The 17,310-nt window shown below is 62.1% G+C and carries 13 protein-coding genes, 1 tRNA gene and 1 pseudogene; 4 read left to right on the plus strand and 11 right to left on the minus strand.

The genetic code is table 11. The annotated features are described in order from the left end of the window. Window positions 1–22 precede the first annotated feature (22 nt). The 3 genes from IFT80_RS20510 to IFT80_RS20520 all read right to left on the minus strand — a co-directional run bounded on the left by IFT80_RS20510 (window position 23) and on the right by IFT80_RS20520 (window position 3,156). Window positions 23–805, minus strand: a complete 783-nt coding sequence (locus IFT80_RS20510) for a carbon-nitrogen hydrolase family protein (protein ID WP_192138206.1) — start codon at window positions 803–805, stop codon at window positions 23–25. A 55-nt stretch (window positions 806–860) separates the two neighbouring features. After that, a complete protein-coding gene (locus IFT80_RS20515) occupies window positions 861–2,543 on the minus strand; it encodes a flavin monoamine oxidase family protein (RefSeq protein WP_122800782.1) in 1,683 nt (560 codons plus the stop codon). 145 nt (window positions 2,544–2,688) lie between these two features. Continuing rightward, on the minus strand, window positions 2,689–3,156 hold the full coding sequence (locus IFT80_RS20520; protein ID WP_185795339.1) for an Lrp/AsnC family transcriptional regulator: 468 nt from the start codon (window positions 3,154–3,156) through the stop codon (window positions 2,689–2,691). Window positions 3,157–3,502: 346 nt separating this feature from the next. Here IFT80_RS20520 and IFT80_RS20525 point away from each other — a divergent pair, with 346 nt between their 5' ends. The 3 genes from IFT80_RS20525 (at window position 3,503) to IFT80_RS20535 (ending at window position 6,496) form a co-directional block, all read left to right on the plus strand. Then, window positions 3,503–4,939: a DUF2723 domain-containing protein gene (locus IFT80_RS20525; protein WP_192138207.1), complete on the plus strand. Its 1,437-nt coding sequence runs from the start codon at window positions 3,503–3,505 to the stop codon at window positions 4,937–4,939. A 109-nt stretch (window positions 4,940–5,048) separates the two neighbouring features. Further along, window positions 5,049–5,300, plus strand: coding sequence for a helix-turn-helix transcriptional regulator (locus IFT80_RS20530; protein ID WP_192104480.1), 252 nt, complete (start codon window positions 5,049–5,051; stop codon window positions 5,298–5,300). Then, complete coding sequence (locus IFT80_RS20535; protein ID WP_192138208.1) at window positions 5,300–6,496, plus strand: type II toxin-antitoxin system HipA family toxin; 1,197 nt, start codon at window positions 5,300–5,302, stop codon at window positions 6,494–6,496. Before IFT80_RS20530 ends, IFT80_RS20535 begins: the two co-directional genes overlap by 1 nt. Before the next feature lie 37 nt (window positions 6,497–6,533). Here IFT80_RS20535 and IFT80_RS20540 read toward each other — a convergent pair whose 3' ends face one another. The 7 genes and pseudogenes from IFT80_RS20540 to rpsU form a co-directional block, all read right to left on the minus strand. Next, complete coding sequence (locus IFT80_RS20540) at window positions 6,534–7,304, minus strand: nuclease-related domain-containing protein (RefSeq protein ID WP_192138209.1); 771 nt, start codon at window positions 7,302–7,304, stop codon at window positions 6,534–6,536. A 41-nt stretch (window positions 7,305–7,345) separates the two neighbouring features. Beyond that, window positions 7,346–7,639: a formate/nitrite transporter family protein gene (locus IFT80_RS20545; protein WP_342214351.1), complete on the minus strand. Its 294-nt coding sequence runs from the start codon at window positions 7,637–7,639 to the stop codon at window positions 7,346–7,348. Beyond that, a tRNA-Ile gene (locus tag IFT80_RS20550) sits at window positions 7,628–7,704 on the minus strand. Before IFT80_RS20550 ends, IFT80_RS20545 begins: the two co-directional genes overlap by 12 nt. 14 nt (window positions 7,705–7,718) lie before the next feature. Then, window positions 7,719–10,667 (minus strand): annotated as a pseudogene (locus IFT80_RS20555) (sensor domain-containing protein); the annotation flags it as partial. 374 nt (window positions 10,668–11,041) lie between these two features. Continuing rightward, window positions 11,042–12,886 (minus strand): RNA polymerase sigma factor RpoD, encoded by a 1,845-nt coding sequence (gene rpoD, locus IFT80_RS20560; RefSeq protein WP_122477129.1) that lies wholly within the window; start codon window positions 12,884–12,886, stop codon window positions 11,042–11,044. Window positions 12,887–12,953: 67 nt separating this feature from the next. Then, entirely contained in the window at window positions 12,954–14,912 is a 1,959-nt protein-coding gene (gene dnaG / locus IFT80_RS20565; protein WP_192138210.1) for a DNA primase, read from the minus strand. A gap of 308 nt (window positions 14,913–15,220) precedes the next feature. Further along, complete coding sequence (gene rpsU / locus IFT80_RS20570) at window positions 15,221–15,436, minus strand: 30S ribosomal protein S21 (RefSeq protein ID WP_002551877.1); 216 nt, start codon at window positions 15,434–15,436, stop codon at window positions 15,221–15,223. Window positions 15,437–15,631: 195 nt separating this feature from the next. Between rpsU and tsaD the strand changes: the two genes are divergently transcribed. Beyond that, entirely contained in the window at window positions 15,632–16,657 is a 1,026-nt protein-coding gene (tsaD, locus tag IFT80_RS20575) for a tRNA (adenosine(37)-N6)-threonylcarbamoyltransferase complex transferase subunit TsaD (protein ID WP_192138211.1), read from the plus strand. An 18-nt stretch (window positions 16,658–16,675) separates the two neighbouring features. Here the strand turns inward: tsaD and plsY are convergent, their stop codons facing one another. Next, a complete protein-coding gene (plsY, locus tag IFT80_RS20580) occupies window positions 16,676–17,245 on the minus strand; it encodes a glycerol-3-phosphate 1-O-acyltransferase PlsY (RefSeq protein ID WP_192060048.1) in 570 nt (189 codons plus the stop codon). Window positions 17,246–17,310: the final 65 nt, after the last annotated feature.

Below are 17,310 nucleotides of genomic sequence, written 5' to 3' on the forward strand. Positions count from 1 at the left end.
ACGACCGCTCCCCCAGGCTGCTTCAGTAAAGCTCCGGCCGCCTGTCGTTCAAATAGGTGAAGGCAGTGCGCGCCGATGCCAGCGAGGCTTTGTCCAAGGTACCCACGATCAACGCTTCGTCACGGCTGGCCTTGGCAATCTGCTGCCCATCCGCCCCGGCAATGCTGCTCAAACCGCAGTACTCGAATGCCGCCTCCTTGCCGCAGTAGTTGGCATACGCCACGTAGCACTGATTCTCGAAAGCCCGACTGCGCACGGTTACCTCGGCGATGAACCCGTAGGGCACCATGTTGGCTGTGGGCACCACAATCAGTTCGGCCCCGGCAGCAGCCAGCCGGCGAGCGTTCTCCGGGAATTCCAGGTCGTAGCAGATCAACAGGCCCAGCTTCCAGCCATTGAACTCGAACAGCGCGGGCGCCTGTTCGCCTGCGCTGAACATGGCGCGATCGGCGTCGCCGAACAGGTGCGTCTTGCGGTAGTTGCCCAGGCGCGCACCGGTGCGGTCAATCAACTGCACCGCGTTGTACACGTTGCCCTGTTCATCCCGTTCCGGGTAGCCGTACACAATGGCCAGGCCGAATTGCCGGGCGATCTGCGCGACCCGCTCGGCGTTGGCGCCGTCACTGGCCTGCGCCAGGTCGCGCGCCGCCTCGGCGCCGATGTTGTAGCCACTCAGGAACATTTCCGGCAGTACCAGCAGTTCGACTTCCCACTGAGCGGCCTCACGGGCACGCGCCTGCAAACGGGCAAGGTTGCCCTCGACGTCGAGCGGTTGGGACTGGCATTGGTACAAGGCTATGCGCATGCGGGCTCCTGTTGTGATCAAGTCTGTTGATCAAGTGTGGCGATCAGGGACACGGTCAATCCGACAGGGCAATGGGCCCCAGTTCGTCGAAAACATCCCCCGGCCCAGGGTTCTCCGGGTGAGTGTAGCCATCGAAGTGGGTCATGATGCCCCACACCGCATTCAGTGACGTCTGAACCGCGCCTTCGACCCAGGCAGGCGTCCACGACACGTCGTCACCGGCGATGAAGATACCGCGTTGTGCGTCTGGCAGCGCGCTTTGCATAAAGTGCGCATACATGCGCTGGTTGTAACGGTAGTGACCCGGCAGGGCGCCCTTGAACGCACCGAGGAAGTAAGGATCCGCTTCCCACGACACGGTGATCGGATCGCCGATGATGCGCGCGGCGATATCCACTTTCGGATAGATCTTCTTCAAGGCATCCAGGGCCAGCTTGACGCGCTTCTCCACGGGGTGGGGCAGCATCTTCAAGGCATCGCTCATCCACGCATATGACAGGCAGATCACCCCCGGCTTGTCGTCGCCATGGTCGAACAGGTAGGTGCCGCGGGTCAGCCGGTCGGTGAGGGTCATGCTCATCAGGTCGCGGCCGGTCTCCGGGTCCTTGTCCTTCCAGAAGGGCCGGTCGACCATGACGAAGGTCTTCGAAGACTGCATGTAGCGGGTACGGTCCAGCGCCATCCACATCTTCTGCGAAAACAGCGTTTCCTCGCACTCGATCTGGGTGGTCAGCAGCCAGCTCTGGCAGGTGGTCAGCACGGCGGCGTAGTGGCGGGTGTCGTCCCAGTGATCGGTCACCGCAAAGCGACCATCGGCGGCGCGGGCGATCTTCTTCACCCCGCCGCGCGGCGCGCCCCGGTGCAGTGAAGCCAAGCTGGTGCCGGCCGGCCAGTGAGCACAGCGTTCGGGCGCATGTTTCCACAAGCCCAGCGGCACCTGCTCCACGCCGCCGATCACCAGATGCTGGTGATCGTCACAGTTGGTCATCACCACACGGAAGATTTCCAGCATCGAATTGGGGAAGTCCGAATCCCAGCCGCCGGTGCCGAAACCGACCTGGCCAAACACCTCGCGGTGGTGGAATGACAACTGCGCAAAGGCCTTGGACGTGGCCACGAAGTCATAGAAGGTGCGGTCGTCCCACAGCGGCACCAGGGTGTTCCACAGTTCCTTGAGGCGCGGCACGTCACGATCGCGTATCGCCTGCTGGATATCACCGAAGCGTGCGCCTTCCTCCAGTGCATCGGCCCAGGCGTCAGCGACTTCCTGAAACAGCGCCGGCAGGTCGGCCAGGGTCTGGGCGTAGTAGGTCTCGCCTTCCAGATCGATCACCGTGCTGCCCGAAGCCGGCGTCAGCGGGTTGGGAAAGGGTTTGGTTTTCAACCCGAGCTTGTCGACGTAGTGGTAGAACGCCGTGGACGAAACCGGAAAGCGCATCCCGCCCAGCTCGGCAACGATCTCCTCGGTGCCCTCGAACTTCTGCGAGCGCAGGCGCCCGCCCATTTTCGAGGCTTCATAGACCACCGGCCGCAGGCCCAGCTTCATCAGCTCGTAGGCCGCCACCAGCCCGGCGATACCGGCGCCGACAATGGCCACCTCGGCCCCATGGTGATGCTCGGGAATCACGCCCAGCCCGGCCGGATGCTCGATCCAGTCGTCGAAAGCGAAGGGAAAGTCCGGGCCGAAAACGGTGACGGGCTTCTTGCCGTCGGCGGGGTGACGCGAAGTTGGGCTCATGGGGGGACCTTGGCTGAGGCTGAACGAAGAAAAGGCACGTTCATTCTAGGCAAGGACGATGCGGTAAATAAGACGCAAAGTGTCGTCGATATGACGTTTTATCGGTCGATTGGATGCGTCGTTGCTGCATTGTGCCTACTTGCACTCAACCCCGGCGGTCCACCTTGTTGCTGAGGATGATCGAGGTCGTGGTTTTCTCCACCCCGTCGACGCTGCCGATCTGGTCCAGCAACTCATCCAGTTGTTCCGGCGAATCGGTGCGCAGCCAGGCCACGTAATCGAATTCGCCACTGACGGCGCACAGTTGCTGCACCTGCGCCATGCCACTCAGGCGCCGTACCACGTCCTTGCCGGAACGCGGCTGCACGGTGATGCCGACGTAAGCCTGCAAGCCGCCATCCAGTGCGTGCTGGCCCAGCCTTACCCCGTAGCCGCTGATCACCCCGGAGCTTTCCAGCCGCGCCAGCCGTGCGGTGACCGTGGTACGTGCGATGCCCAGGCCGCGAGCGAGCATCGCCACGCTTTCGCGGGCATTGATCTGCAGGGCGGCGATCAGTTGGCGGTCTAGGGCATCCAGGGCAAACGAGTGGCGGTCGGACAAAACAGGCTCCATCAGCGAGTGGGCGAGCGTTGATTAGGCCATTGATCGGCGCCGTGCTCAAAGCAATGTTGCCAGTCACGCTTTTTCAAATCACGCAGAGCCTTTTGTTCAGCACCCTGCAGTTGAACGGAAAGTTTGACGCGACTTGTCGAAAGTGCAGTCGAACTTGCTGTTTCTGGCGTCAGGCGAGCGGCAGTCTGAGTGCAATGGATTGATTAAATTGAAGTGGAAAAACTATCAATCCCTCTATAGTTCGCCACGCGATAGTTCACCTACCGATGCTGTTTCCATTCAGACCTTTACTGAACAACCCGCTGCTCGCGGTCCCTACAGAGCAAGGAACAGGAGAACAAGGAACATGAGTTCAACCCGTGGCACGCACCTGCCGACCGTCGTGGCCGGCTTGATGCTGGCGTGCGCCGTGATCGCCAGCTTCCTGGCCGCCAGCGGTCCGGTGCAATGGATGGACAACGGCCTGATGCTGGCCGACGCCGCCCAGGGCCCGTTCTTCAGCTCCTCCCTGGGGCCGGTCAGCCATCCGTTCTACGCGCTCATCGCTCGTGTCATTCATGCGCTGCTGGGCATGCACCTGCTCAGCCTGCTCAACGCCATCCTCTTGCTGCCACTGGCCATGGTCGTCCACGGCCTGGCGGTCAGTGTCGGCACCCCACGTCACCTGGCGCTGCTGGCGGCAACCGCCACCGTGCTGGCCCACGCGGTGTTCTGGGCCTCCACCAAGGCCGAGCCCTACGTGCTGCATGCCCTGCTGATCATCGGCGCCTACTGGCTATGTTTCGCCGCACCGGCGCGACTCGGTGCCACCGGCCGCCTGCTGGCCATCGGCGCGCTCAGTGGCCTGGCCCTGGCGATTCACCCACTGACACTGGTGGTGCTACTGCCGTTGTATGTGCAGCTGGCCGTGCAACACAAGCTGCGCCTGCTGCTGGTGCTGCCCGGCATCGCCTTGGGTTTTGCGCCAGCCTGGCCTGCCGTGATCAACGACCTGAACACTGGCATGAGCCTGTTCGACATCACCCGCCGTTACCTGGCAGGCCCCGACCAACTGGCGATCATCGCCGGCGGCCGCAACGACACGCTCTGGCGATTCGACGACCTGTGGCACGAGAAAAACGCCGTGGTGCTGCTGGCGTTATCGCTGATCGGCCCGCAAATGCTCGGCCTCACTCTGTGGCCGAAAACCCGCGCGCTGCAGGTGCTCTGGGCAGCGCTGCTGCTCAACTTCCTGTTCGCCGTGTCCTACGGCGTATTCGACCGCTTTACCCTGTTCCTGCCGGGCATCGCCCTGGCCAGCATCCTCGGCGTGGTCCACCTGGCCAGATACCTGACTGGCGGCCGAATCGGCACTGCCGTCGTCTACCTGTCGGTATTGGCGGGGCCGGTGGCCATGCTGTCGATGTGGGGGCTGTACGCCAACGGCTGGGTCAAGCTGCCGACCCACACCGAAGCCCTGCCGTTTCGCAACGACATCCGCTACTACCTGGTGCCCTACCTGCAAGACCGCTCCGCGCACCAGTTCGCCCGCACCTACGAAACCCTGGTGCCGCCCGGCGCCCTGGTCGTCGCCGACACCACCCCACTGGGCGCCCTGCGCTCCGCCCAAGCCAACGGCGCACTGCGCGGCCGCATCCTGCAAGGCTGCGAACAGAGCACCAACATCCCGCCCTACCTGAACGGCGCCGGCGCCTTTCTGCCGCGTACCAGCTTTTGCGGGAACATTGGGGAGCAGTACCGGTTGCAGGAAAATTTGCTGGGGTTTCGTTTGCAGGCGAAGTGAGGGTTTCCAGAGAGGAGCCTAAAGGCTGCACTTTGTGTCAGCCGACGCTTTATTTTCGTTAGGGTTGGGTATACGTTACATTGACCTCACTTTGTCACGTATACAGAACATGGATTACGAGCTTATTGCCATCCGTCTGGGCGCGCAAATCCGGCAACGCCGCCTCAATCGTGGCATGACTCAAGCCCGGCTTGCCGCATTGGCTTTTGTCACACGGCAGAAGGTCATCGCGATCGAGAAGGGCGATCTCTCGGTCGGCATGACCGCCTATGCACGCGTGCTCGCTGCGCTGAATTGCGAACTCACGGTCATACCTGCCGTGCTGCCCACGCTGGATGAAATTCACGGGATATTTGACTGATGCCGACCCTACTGCAGGTTTCAACCCCGGAAGGAGAGAGCGGAAGAGTGATGCGCAGCGAAGATGACTACATCTTCCGCTATCGCGATGACGCTAGTGCCCACAGGGCGATCAGTTTGCTCATGCCCCCGCGAATGGATGAATATCGCCATCGCGAACTTCATCCCATCTTCCAGATGAATCTGCCTGAGGGTTACGTGCTGGAGCAGCTGCGTAATCGCCTGGCCAAGCTGACAAACGTCGATCCAATGCTACTCCTGGCACTTTCAGGCAGCAGTTCGCCCATCGGGCGAGTCGCAGTCAACTCGCCGGAAGTCGATGCGCTGTTGCAACGCCAACAGTTCCCCGGAGAAAGGCTGGATGAGATCCTCGCCTGGGATGGTGCCGAGGACATCTTCGCCAGCCTGGTCGATCGCTACATCCTGCGTGCCGGCATCTCAGGGGTGCAACCCAAGGTGCTGGTACCTGAGCATCAAAACCACGCGCCGCAGCGATTCACCTCGAAAACGTCCGAACTGATCATCAAGAGCGGCCGAGATGAATTCCCTGGCCTGGCGATCAACGAGTTTCTCTGCATGTCCGTGGCCAAGGCTTCTGGAATCGTTGTGCCGGAATTCTACCTGTCCGATAACACCAAACTATTCGTCATGCGCCGCTTCGATCGGGACGAGCAGCTCAACCCCATTGGCTTCGAGGACATGACAGCCCTCATGGGCCTGCCTGCCGAACAGAAGTACAGCAAGAGCTACTCGTCCATTGCCAGAGCCATCCGTATGTTCTGCGCCCCGGACCGGATAGAGCATTCACTGTCTCAGCTATTCGCCATCGTGACTCTCAGCTGCATCGTCGGCAACGGCGATGCTCATCTGAAAAACTTCGGACTGCTCTACGCCAATCCCGCCCAAGGCGATGCACGGCTTGCACCCGCCTACGACATCGTCAACACCACGGCCTATATCCCTGACGACGTACTTGCCCTGGACTTGATCGGTAGCAAATCAATGTTCGCCTCGCGACAGGGCTTGCTGGATTTCGCCCAGCTCTGTGCTGTAGAGCAGCCACAAGAAGTGATCCGCAGGCAATTGCAGGCGTTGGAGCAGGTGCTGGCGAGCTCGGGTGAGGTGACGGAGCAAGCGCAGCACGTGGTCGCCGCAATACAGAAAAGTGCCGATCCGTTCAGGCAAACATTTGGGTAGTTTGCCTTCAATCAACAGCCTGATGGAGCGCAGCACCTTAGAGACTTTGCATGACTCTACACTTGGGAAAAGCCGAACATCCCCAAAACTGCTGCCCGGCATTGGCTCCCGTTTTCCGCGTGCGAATGACCAGCGCATTGCCACACTTCGGGCAACAACGTTCAGCGCTTGGATCACTGCGACGCTTGAGTTGTTGCACGTGTTCGCGATGAGTCGCAATGCTCGGTGCCAGACGCCCGGCCTTCAGTGCTTGCAACATGTCATCGACTTCCGCCTCGCTGAACACCACCTGCCGAAACGACTTGATATAGCGGATGAACCCGATGCCCCGAGTCACATTGGCCGGCATCTCGGTCTTGAACGTACTGCCCCCAACGAACGTGATCAGCGAATGCAAGTGGCCAGGGCTCACCCCCAAAGTGGCTTCCAGCGCTTTCAGGTGTTTGTAGTTCTGCCGAAGAGGGTTCTGGAATTTGAAGCTGCGCCTGGGAAACTTCTGCGTCCACTGCGCCTGTTGTTCAGTACCGAAAATCCAGCCGCTCATGTTCTTCGTTTCCAGCACGAAAATGCCATGGACCGAGAGAAACACGTGATCGATCTGCGTCGTGCCGTCAGGCGTATTCAGGGTGACGTTGTGCAGGCGGCGATAGGTGTGTTGGTCCAGTTGCCAATGTGCAAACAGGCGTACCAGCAGCTCACCGATATGACCCTTGACCCACGGCGACTTGAACAACGTGATGAGCAACAGGAGCGGGAGCGCCCAGCTCAGCGTGCCCCAGAACTGGGCGATGAGGGGTGTGAAATCCATTTCTCAACCTTGATGACAGTACCAACGCCAGCATAGCTGGATTATTTCTGCGTTCGCGTACCACTGACCGTGGCTGACGCCTCGGAACCGGTTGCCGTCTTGAAGTACGCCACATGATAGGCCAGCCCAACGAAGACCGCGCCTCCCACGGCATTACCCAAGAATACCGGAGCAAAATTATCGCCGAACTGCGCCCAGCTCAAAGCCCCGGCAAAGATGGCCGCCGGTATGACGAACATATTGGCGACCACGTGCTGGAAGCCGATCGCGACAAAGGCCTTTCCAAAACAAAAAAAGCCGCGCAAAGCGCGGCTCTCAAATCTTGGTGGGCCCAGCAGGACTCGAACCTGCGACCAAGGGATTATGAGTCCCCTGCTCTAACCAACTGAGCTATAGGCCCCAGAAGGCCGCCGATTATAGCGATGGATTGAAGGGAGTGCTATCCGAAAAATCCGAAAGGCGCATACGAAGAAAGGTCGCGGCGAAGCGCTCGGGGGGCAGGGGCAGGCTGACCAGGTAGCCTTGGATCTGCTCGCAGCCTTCGCGGGCGAGGAATGCCTGCTGTGCGGGGGTTTCCACGCCTTCGGCGATGACGGTCAGTTGCATGCTGCGGCCCAGGGCGATGATCGCCCGTACGATGGCGGCATCGTGGGGGTCGTCGGGCAGGCCGCGGACGAACGACTGGTCGATCTTGAGGATGTCCAGCGGCAGGCGCTTGAGGTAGCTCAGCGAGGAGTAGCCAGTGCCGAAGTCGTCGATGGCCAGCTGTACGCCCAGGCGCTTGAGTTGATGCAGCACCACCAGGGCTTCTTCGGCCTGGCTCATGATGAAGTTTTCGGTGATCTCCAGTTGCAGCGATTGCGGGCGCAGGCCGCTGTCAGCCAGCAGGCCTTCGATGCGCTTGAGCAGGTTGGGTTGGCGCAGCTGGGCGCCGGCGAGGTTGACCGACAGCGGGCCGAACTCGTGGTACAGCCGTTTCCACTCGCACATCTGTCGGCAGGCCTGTTCCAGTACCCAATCGCCGAGCTGCAGGATCATCCCGTTCTCTTCGGCCAGCGAAATGAATTGCTCGGGCGGCACGTCGCCGAAGTTGGGGTGCTTCCAGCGGATCAGCGCTTCGGCGCCCACCAGGCTGTGGGTGTCGATGCTGAACTTGGGCTGATAGCTCAGGCTCAGCTCGTCGCGCTCGATCGCGCGGCGCAGCTCGTGCTCCAGCGCGATGCGGGTGGTCGCCTGGGTGGTGAGGTCGCGGGTGTAGCTCTCTACCCGGTTGCGGCCCTTGGCCTTGGAGCGGTACATGGCGGCATCGGCGTTCTTGACCAGGGTGGCGACGTCGCTGCCATCCTGTGGATACAGGCTGGTGCCGATACTGGCGCTGGTGAAGAACTCGTGGTCGCCGGCCTGGAACGGCGCAGTAAAGCAGGCCAGGACCTTGGCGGCGATATGCTCGGCATCGCTGGCGTGGGCCAGGCCCGGCAGCAGGATGATGAACTCGTCGCCGCCCAGGCGCGCCACGGTGTCGATGTCGCGCACTTGCTCCTTGAGGCGCTGGGCGATGCCCTTGAGCAGCAGGTCGCCCACCGGGTGGCCGAGGCTGTCGTTGATGTGTTTGAAACGGTCGAGATCGAGGAACAGCACCGCGCCCTGGCCGCCGGCTTCGGTCTGGCTGGCCAGGGCGGCGGCAAGCCGGCTTTCGAACAAGGTGCGGTTGGGCAGGCCGGTCAGGGGGTCGTGATGGGCCTGATAGTCCAGCCGCGCCTGGGCGTGCTTGAGGCTGGAAATGTCGGCGAACACCGCCACGAAATGGGTGATCGCTTCGTCGCCGTTGCGCACCGAGCTGATGGTCAGCCAGCTGGGGTACAGCTCGCCGTTCTTGCGCCGGTTGCAGATCTCACCCTGCCAATGCCCCTCGGCGGCCAGCCGATGCCACATGGCGATGTAGAACGCGCTGTCGTGCTGGCCCGAGGCGAGCAGGCGAGGGGTCTGCCCCAGCACCTCCTGTTCGCTGAAGCCAGTGATCTCGGTGAAGGCGCGGTTGACCATGCTGATGCGCTGCTGGGTGTCGGTGATCAGCACGCCCTCGGCGGTGCTCTCGAACACGGTCGCCGCCAGCGCCAGCTTGTGCTGCATCTGGTGGCGCTCGGTGATGTCGCGGGCAATTGTCAGCATGCAAGCGTCGCCGCCGATCGGCAGCGGGCGCACCGACACCTCACAGAGTCGCACCTGGCCATCGATGCGCCGAATACGGCAGGCGAAGTCGCGAACGAAGCCTTGCCGCTGCAGTTTCTCCAATAGCCGCTTGCGCTCGTTGGGGTCGGCCCAGATGCCCAGCTCCAGGGTCGAGCGATCCAGCGAGGTCTTGCTCTTGTGCCCGGTCATGATGCTGAAGCCTTCATTGACCTCGATCAGCAGCCCATCACTTTGCCGGGTCAGCAGCATGCCGTCGGGCGAGGCATGGAACGCCTTGGCGAATTTCTCTTCGGAAATCTGCAGGCGTTGCTGGGTCTGCTTGAGCTCGCTGATGTCGCGCACCACCACGACCAGGGCGGCGGTGGTTTCCAGTTCGAACGGCTCGGCCGAAAGCAGGCCGGTGAAGCGCTGGCCGTTGTCGCGGCGAAAGGTCATCTCCAGGTTGCGCACGCTGCCGCCCTGCAGGCGCTTGAGCAGGCGCGGTGCCACGCCGTCCACACCCCAGATATCCAGCTCGGCGGCGCGGCGTCCGACCACCTGCGGCGCCTTGAGGCCGATCTGCTCTTCGAAAGCCTCGTTGACCTCCAGCAGGCAGCCGTCGCTGAGCCGCGCGATGACCAGGATGTCGGGGCACTGGCGGAACACCGAGGCGAATTTCTGCTCGGACAGGCGCTGGGCCTCTTCGATCTTCTTGGTTTCGCTGATGTCGATCATCAGGCCGCGCATCACCGGGCGCAGGTCATGCTTGATCAGGCTGACGATGTCGCGTACCCACAGGCTGCGTCCGTCGGCGGTGATCACCCGGTATTCAAGGGCATGCCCGACGCCTGCGGCGGTCTGTTCCGAGCAGTAGGCGCGCGCTCGGCGGGCATCCTCGGGGTGCAGGATGCGCTGCCAGAAGCCCGGCTCCAGCCAGCTCTGCAGAGGGTAGCCCAGCAGGGCCTCGGCATGGGGCGAGACGTAACTGTAGGTGTAGTCGGTGGTGTCGGCTTCCCAGGCGATGGCCGAAAGGCTCTCGACCAAGCCGCGGTAATGGTATTCGCTGCTGCGCAGCTCATGCTCCAGGGCAATGCGCTGGCTGATCTCCGAGGTCAGGCGACGGTTGATGCGGATCACCACGCCCAGGGCAATCACCAACATGACCAGCCCTGGCAGACCGTAGATCAGGGTGTTGTACCAGTCGCGCGCGGGCGCGGCATCGGCCACAGTCTCCTCGTCCAGCGACGGCGCGCGGTCGCTTGCCAGCGCTGCGAACACAGGGCGCGCGTTTGCGCCGTCGGTGTGCAACGACGCACGTTCAAGTTGCCCTGGCGGGTAGCCGGCGGGAGGAGGGGTGTCGGCGATGGCTGGCCCGGCGAGCGAAGTCAGCAGCACAAGTGCCGGCAGTCGATGCATGGCAGCCTCGTTGGACCAGCGCAGAAAGGGCCAGTGTAGTCGGGCGCGGCGGCCAGCGGGAAGAGGGGGTGATAACAAACTTGAAGGCCATCGGTCCATGATGCAAAACCCCCGACAGGGCCGGGGGTTTTGGTGGTGCTCGTCGCAGAAGCTTATTCGTCGAGGAACGAGCGCAGGTGCTCGCTTCTGGTCGGGTGACGCAGCTTGCGCAGCGCCTTGGCTTCGATCTGGCGGATACGCTCGCGGGTAACATCGAACTGCTTGCCGACTTCCTCGAGGGTGTGGTCGGTGTTCATGTCGATGCCGAAACGCATGCGCAGCACCTTGGCTTCCCGTGCAGTAAGGCCGCCCAGCACTTCGCGCGTGGCTTCCTTGAGGCTCTCCACGGTGGCCACGTCGATCGGCGACTGCATGGTGGAGTCTTCGATGAAGTCACCCAGATGGGAGTCTTCGTCGTCACCAATCGGCGTCTCCATGGAGATAGGCTCCTTGGCGATCTTCAAGACCTTGCGGATCTTGTCCTCGGGCATCTCCATGCGCTCGCCCAGCTCTTCAGGCGTAGGCTCGCGACCCATCTCCTGCAGCATCTGCCGCGAAATGCGGTTGAGCTTGTTGATGGTCTCGATCATGTGCACCGGAATACGGATGGTGCGTGCCTGGTCGGCGATCGAGCGAGTGATGGCCTGACGAATCCACCAGGTGGCGTACGTCGAGAACTTGTAGCCGCGACGGTATTCGAACTTGTCCACCGCCTTCATCAAGCCGATGTTGCCTTCCTGGATCAGGTCGAGGAATTGCAGGCCACGGTTGGTGTACTTCTTGGCAATCGAGATCACCAGACGCAGGTTGGCCTCGACCATCTCTTTCTTCGCCCGACGCGCCTTGGCTTCGCCAATCGACATGCGACGGTTGATGTCCTTGATCTCGGCGATGGTCAGGCCGGTTTCCGCTTCCAACGCGCTCAGCTTCTGCTGGCAGCGCTGGATGTCGGCCTGCAGGCGACCGATGGCTTCGGCGTACTTCGCCTTGCCGTTGGCCAGGGCATCGCTCCAGGTCTGGTCGACTTCGTTGCCGGGGAACTGGCGCAGGAAGTCGGCACGCGGCATGCGTGCATCACGCACGCACAGCTGCATGATGGCGCGTTCCTGCTGACGCAGACGCTCCAGAGCACCACGAACACGCTCCACCAGGCCTTCGAACTGCTTTGGCACCAGCTTGATCGGCATGAACAGCTCGGCCAGCAGCAGCATCTCGGCAATGCCTTGCTTGCTGTGGCGGCCATGCTTCTTCAAAGCCTTCAAGGTAACGGCGAGCTGGTCGGACACGGCGCCGAAGCGCTGCTGGGCGATGACGGGATCCGGACCGCTTTCGACTTCGTCCTCGTCGTCGCTGTTGGCTTCGTCGTCGTCGTCATCCTTGCCATCGGCCTTGTCGGCCGATTTCTCGACCGGCGGCGGTACCTCGGCCGGCGGCGCAATGCCTTCGTCCGGGTCGATGTAGCCGCTAAGCACGTCGGACAGACGGCCGCCCTCGGTGGTCACACGATCGTATTCGCTGAGGATGTGCTCGACCGTGCCGGGGAAGTGCGCAATTGCGCCCATCACTTCACGGATGCCCTCTTCGATACGTTTGGCGATTTCGATTTCGCCTTCACGCGTGAGCAGCTCGACCGTACCCATTTCGCGCATGTACATGCGCACCGGGTCGGTCGTGCGACCGATGTCGGTCTCGACCGCGGCCAACGCGGCAGCGGCCTCTTCGGCCGCCGCTTCGTCGGTATCGGCTTCGGCCAACAAAAGGGCATCCGCATCCGGAGCACTCTCGAATACGTTGATCCCCATGTCGTTGATCATGCGGATGATGTCTTCCACCTGCTCCGGATCTGAAATATCCTCGGGCAGGTGATCGTTGACCTCGGCGTAAGTCAGGTAACCCTGCTCACGACCACGGGTGATCAACTCTTTGATACGAGACTGCTGTTGCGCTTTTCCGGACATAACACCCTATCCACTGAAGGTCTTGGCGGGCAAAAAACAAGCCGAGGATTATACCCGAGCTAGGACCTCACGCGCCAGTTGAGGTCGGGGTTTGTGCGTGAACATTGCGGCTGAGTAGCTCGCGCAGTTGATTCTTTTCCTCTGCGCTCAGTTCACTCTGTCTTGATTTTCTGAGCAAATGCTCGAGACAACGCTCGCGTTGGCGAGCGGACAAGCTAGTTATAGTGTCGAAAAACTGTTGTTCAAGGTTATCGGCATCGATCAGCCATTCTTTCTCGGCCAGTGCTCGCAGCAGCTTGCCCTGTTCGGTGCCGTGCCATCGCGCGATCAACTGCAGAGAGCGTAGCTTAGGATTCTTCTGCAGGGCTTCGAGCAATGCCACCAGCAACTGCGCGTGTACCTGTTCTTCATCGGCAAAATGGCTGACGTCCTCGACCTTTTCCGCCAGTTGCGGGTAGTGCAGCAAGGTTCGCAGCGCGCTCAGGGTAGGCGGCTCGACGGTCACCGGCGTGCGCGGCTGCGGGCGCGGCTCGAAATCACGCTTGCCTTTGCCCTTCCAGGGCTTGCCTTCCCATTTCTTCCCGCCTGGCTTGGCCGATGTCCATTGTTGCTGTGGTTCGAAGGCCGGCGGCGCATGAAAGTCACTGAAGTCGGGCGAATAACCCGGCATCGAATCGTAATCGGCCAGCGGATCATGGCTGGGCATCGGTGTGGCAGGGGCGCTTTGCACCAGCTGGCTGACAGCCTCGCCGCTCAAGCCGGTGATCTGGCTCAGGCGGTTGCGCATCAACGTGCGCAGATTGGCGCCGGGCACCTTGTCGATCAGCGGCGCAGCCAGTGTCGCCATGTGCGCCTTGCCTTCGAGCGAGCGCGGATCGGCTTCTTCGGTCAACTGCTGGAAAAAATAGTCGGCCAGCGGCTGTGCGTGCTGGTTGATGCGGGCGCGGAAGGCGTCTGTTCCTTCAGAGCGCACCAGGGTATCCGGGTCTTCGCCTTCGGGCAGAAACAGGAATCGCGCCTTGCGCCCATCCTGCAGGCTCGGCAGTGCAGCTTCCAGTGCGCGCCAGGCGGCATTGCGGCCGGCCTGGTCGCCGTCGAAGCAGAACAGCACGCTGGGCACCACGCGGAACAAGCGCTTGAGATGTTCCTCGCTGGTGGCCGTGCCCAGGGTCGCGACGGCATTGCGCAGGCCTTGCTGGGCCAGGGCAATGACGTCCATGTAGCCTTCCACTACGATGATCTCGTCGAGGTTGCGGTTGTGCTTGCGTGCCTCGTACAGGCCGTACAGCTCCTGGCCCTTGTGGAACACCGGGGTTTCCGGCGAGTTCAGGTACTTGGGCTTGTCGTCACCGAGCACGCGGCCACCGAAGGCGATGACCCGTCCGCGGCTGTCGCGGATGGGGAACATCACGCGGTCGCGAAAACGGTCGTAACGCTTGCCCGAGTCGGCATTCTCCACCAGCAGGCCGGCGTCGATCATGGCTTTCTGTTGCAGGCTGTCGCTGCTCAGGTGCTTGAACAGGTTGTCCCAGCCGGGCGGGGCGAAGCCCAGGCCGAAATCGCGGGCGATCTCGCCGGACAGGCCCCGACCCTTGAGGTAGTCGACTGCCGCGCGACGTTGCGCATGCCCCTTGAGCGCCATGCGGTAGAACTGCGCGGCAGCTTCAAGCAAGGGGTACAACGGTGAGTCGGTGGGCTGGCGAGGCTTGCTGTTGCGCCCGCTGTCTTCGCGCGGCACTTCCATGCCGGCGGCCTTGGCCAGTTCCTCGACGGCCTGGGGGAAGTCCAGGTTGTCGTGGTCCATGATGAAGCCAAGGGCATTGCCGCCCGCGCCGCAGCCAAAACAGTAATAGAACTGCTTGTCGGGGCTGACGCTGAACGAGGGAGTCTTTTCCTTGTGGAACGGGCAGCAGGCGGTGTAGTTCTTGCCGGCTTTCTTCATTTGCAGGCGAGACTGCACGACATCGACGATATCGGTGCGGTTGAGCAGGTCGTCGATGAAGCCTTGGGGAATCAGCCCGGCCATGGCGTTCTCTTTATCAGCAGCCCAGGAGCGGAAGTGTACCCATTGGAAATCGGTCTGGCAGGTGTTGCAGCGCAGATTTCTGTATCGGAAACGTCTGTACGTTCAACGGAGCCCGGGGGCAGCAGTCGAAGCAGGGCGTTGCCAAAGGAATAAGTGTGCTCGTCTGCAGCCTTGCAAGGCTCGTCAGAATGACGCGCACGATCTGGCGATGAAACCAGTTCTGACGGTTGAGGCGGGGTACTGCTGCAACTGCCGGCAGCCCGGCTGTGGGCCGGGCAAGGCAGAAGCTTGCAACGAACGTCTGTGTATTAGTACAGACGAACGGCGCGGCGCTGTTCGCGCTGGACTTTCTTGGCGTGGCGTTTGACAGCGGCTGCTGCCTTGCGCTTACGCTCCGAAGTCGGCTTCTCGTAAAATTCGCGGCTACGAACTTCAGCCAGTACACCGGCTTTTTCGCAGGAGCGCTTGAAACGACGCAGAGCTACGTCGAAGGGTTCGTTCTCTTTAACTTTGACGGCTGGCATCCAGAGCTACCTTCATTCATTACCGGGGTCGACATCTCATGGCAAAATCGCGCATAAGTACGTCGGTTTTTAAGGGTTGCGGATGTTAACCCTTACCCGACAGGAATGCAAAGCCTCTGATCGAAAACCGCTGGTCGGTGCCTTGTTCGACGACTATCATGCGCGCCTTCGAATAGAGCTCCACAAGGCCTGGCCATGCTAGTACTGGGATTGGAAACGTCCTGCGACGAAACCGGTGTCGCATTATACGACAGCGAACGCGGCCTGCTGGCCGACGCGCTGTTCAGCCAGATCGACCTGCATCGCGCCTATGGCGGGGTCGTGCCCGAGCTTGCCTCGCGCGATCACGTCAAGCGCATGCTGCCGTTGATCCGCCAGGTCTTGGCCGAAGCCGACTGCGCGGCAACCGAGATCGACGCCATCGCCTACACGGCCGGCCCCGGCCTGGTCGGGGCGCTGCTGGTAGGTGCCTCGTGTGCGCAGGCGCTGGCGTTCGCCTGGGACATACCGGCCTTGGGCGTTCATCACATGGAAGGCCACCTGTTGGCGCCCATGCTGGAAGAGCAGCCGCCGCAGTTTCCGTTCGTCGCTCTGCTGGTGTCCGGCGGCCATACGCAATTGGTGCAGGTCGACGGCATCGGCCAGTATGCGTTGCTGGGCGAGACCCTGGACGATGCCGCCGGGGAAGCCTTCGACAAGACCGCCAAGCTGATCGGCCTGAATTACCCGGGTGGCCCGGAGATTGCCCGCCTGGCCAGGCAGGGTGTGGCGGGGCGCTTTACCTTCCCCCGACCGATGTGCGACCGCCCTGGCCTGGATTTCAGCTTCAGCGGCTTGAAGACCTTCGCTCTCAACACCTGGCAGCAGTGCCGCAGCGCCGGAGACGACGGCGATCAGACCCGCTGCGACATCTCCTTGGCCTTCGAGCAGGCAGTGGTCGATACCCTGACCTACAAATGCCGTCGCGCCTTGAAGCAGACCGGCCTCAAGCGCCTGGTGATCGCCGGCGGGGTGAGTGCCAACCAGTCGCTGCGCCAGGGCCTGGAAAAAATGCTGGGTGAACTGGGTGGCAATGTCTATTACGCCCGTCCGCAGTTCTGTACGGATAACGGCGCAATGATCGCCTATGCTGGTTGTCAGCGGCTGTTGGCCGGCCAGCAGGAAACCCTGGCGATCAGTGTCCAGGCGCGTTGGCCAATGGAGCAGTTGCCACCGCTCTGAATATGTTGGCCAGCCCGCTCAGAAGTGACGCTCGCGGCCGGCGAACAAATCGCGCAGGTTACCGCGGTGACGCCAGATCACCAGCACCGTCAGCACGCTCATGGGCAGCAGCGCCTCAGGGCGCTGCCAGGCCAGCAACGGCAGGGTCAGGGGCGTGGCGATCAGGGCCGCCAGCGAACTGGTGCGGGTGAGCCGAAAGGTCAGCGCCCAGGCAAGCATTGCCAGCAGCGCAGCGGGTGGGTACAGCCCCAGCAGCAGGCCTGCGGAGGTGGCCACGCCCTTGCCGCCCTTGAAGCGGAAATACAGCGGGAACAGGTGGCCGATCACCGCGCAGAGCCCGATCCAGGCTTGCTGCCCAAGTGTCATCCCGGCCCAGGCGGCGGCCAGCACCGGCAGCAAACCCTTGCACAAGTCGCCCAGCAGAGTGAGGATGGCGAGCTTTTTACCGGCCAGGCGCAGCATGTTGGTTGCCCCGGCGTTGCCCGAACCGCTCATTCGCGGGTCGGGAGTGCCCGTCGCGCGACTGAGCACGATAGCGAAGGACAGCGAGCCGAGCAGGTAGGCGCCAAGCGCCAGCAACCAGAACATGCTTACTATTTCCGGGTCTGGAAACCCTTGATTCTAACGGCGCCTGGCGCCCTTGTCGTGCTGCG

It is taken from the genome of Pseudomonas sp. CFBP 8771 (genome assembly GCF_014841695.1).
GTDB classification, from domain to species: Bacteria; Pseudomonadota; Gammaproteobacteria; order Pseudomonadales; family Pseudomonadaceae; genus Aquipseudomonas; species Aquipseudomonas baltica.